Annotated in this window: 1 protein-coding gene; it reads left to right on the top strand. The window is 55.9% G+C overall.

Annotation, left to right across the window (positions count from 1 at the left end; genetic code table 11):
• The coding region (locus HMPREF3162_RS05730; protein WP_070777177.1) for an alpha/beta fold hydrolase at window positions 1-2,040 on the top strand (2,040 nt) is incomplete at both ends.

The following is a 2,040-nucleotide window of genomic DNA, read 5'->3' as shown; positions in this document are numbered from 1 at the left end:
CGGCACCGGAATCACCGAGTGCTGGTCCAAGCCACGAACCCACGGATGAAGCTGATGAACCAACCGATCAGCCGGAGGACTCCGCACCCGAGGAGGAACCGAACTCGTCAGACAGCGATAGCCCTGATGAACCTGATCAGAGCGACAAGCCTGACGACAGCAAACCTGCAGATCAGTACTACCCGAAGCTCGCCAAGAAGCTTTTCAAAAAGGGCGAGGGCCGTTATGAGGTCCCTGCCCCGAAGCCTGGTGGTAAGTCTGCTGGCAAGGTTCCGGCTGGTTTAGAGGCGTATTACAGTCAGAAGATCGACTGGTCTGCCAAAAACTGTCAGGACCTTGGCTATGAGGATTTGTCCGACATGCTCGGGCGTGCGCCTGAGTGTGGTTACATGATTGCGCCGATTGATGCGAAAAACCCAGACAAGGGCAACATCGCAATCGGAGTTATGCGCGTCAAGGCCGGCAAAGCGGTGAGCAATAAGTACGGCACGAAGTTCACGCCGAACAAAAAGCCGCAGGGCTCTATCCTGTTCAACCCCGGCGGTCCCGGTGGGGCGGGTATGCCGCTGGCCATTGCCCAGGCCAATGCCCAGCGAGAACTTGCCGAAAACTTCGACATGGTGGGTTTTGACCCCCGTGGTGTGGGTGCGTCTATGCCGTTTTCGGAGTGTCAATCGGATAAGGAGCGGGATGCTTCGCGTGCTTTGAATCCGTGGAAGGACGGCAGGGACAAAGCCGAAGAAGTCTACAACGCTGATACCAAGAAGACTGCTCAGGCGTGTTTTGACAACACCGGGAAGCTGTTTGGTCTTGATGCTGAAGGCCGGAAAGACCTGATTAAGCACCTGGGCACGTGGGATGCTGTTGGCGATATGGACATGCTGCGTTCTGTTGTCGGTGATAAGAAGCTGAACTACGTCGGCTGGTCCTATGGAACATCGTTGGGGTACCGCTATGCCCAGAAGTTTGGCGACAACGTGGGCAAACTGGTCTTCGACGGTGTTGTCGACCCCGGCGACGCTGAGGCAATCAAGGCGTTGAAAGAAGTCAATGAACGCTCAGACCGCTTTGCAAACCTGGAAAACCTCAAATCGGCACCTGCTCGATCAGATAAGGCCGGCGCGGGCAAGGCTGATAAGACCAAAAACTCTAAGGGCGAAGCCAGTGAAAAAGCTGACCTCGATGGACTGACTCCCGACCAACAGGACAATGTCAATCAGGGTGCGGGGTTCCAAGACACCTTTGAAGAGTTTGCCAAGGACTGTGTTGCCGTGGGCCGGGAAGGCAAAACCTACGGCGACCTGTGGCCGTCGACATTCCGAGGCACCCCGTTCAGCAAGGAGCCTTTCACGTGTGCTTTGGGTGATAGTGACGATGTCAAGGCGCTCAGCGAGAACAACGCCAAGCTTCTGCAGAAGCTTGAAACCGCTGATGGTGGCAAGGGCCTGCCTACTGGGCGGGACGATGACAAGCGGCGTGTGACGTTCATGGACGGACGTACTGGTGTGGTCCAGGCGCTGTACTCCAGCGAAAACTGGCCGGACCTGAACTATGCGCTGAACGAGCTCAAAGAAGGCAAATCTGCCGGCGTGCTGATGGCTCTCGCTGATCAATACGAAGGCTATGACGAGGACCACCACTACAGTGGCATGGCTGCGGCGTTTACGAATATTCGGTGTACGGATTCTAATAGGGCTGATGAGCCGGTGGATAAGGCGAAGCTGGCTCGGGCGCGTAAGTTTGTTGAAGCGTATGATGCTGTTGCGCCGTTCCAGCGGGCGAGTGTTTCGGCAGGCAGCTATGACGTGTGTGATTTTTGGAAGTTCAAGGGCACGTTGCCGAAGCCGCAGAAGTTGTCGAAGGTGCCGAATATTCTGGTGATTTCGACGACGCATGATCCTGCTACACCGTATGCCAATGGTGTGAAGATGGCGGAGATGATTGACGGTTCACTGCTGAGCGTGTCCGGTGCTAACCACGGATCCTATGGAAGCTACGCTCCGGGTCCGGAGTGTGTGGATACGACTGTTCATGCGTTTT

Origin of the sequence: Brevibacterium sp. HMSC07C04, assembly GCF_001815905.1 — a bacterium.
Taxonomy (GTDB): domain Bacteria; phylum Actinomycetota; class Actinomycetes; order Actinomycetales; family Brevibacteriaceae; genus Brevibacterium.
This window is presented reverse-complemented; position numbering and strand designations above follow the sequence as displayed.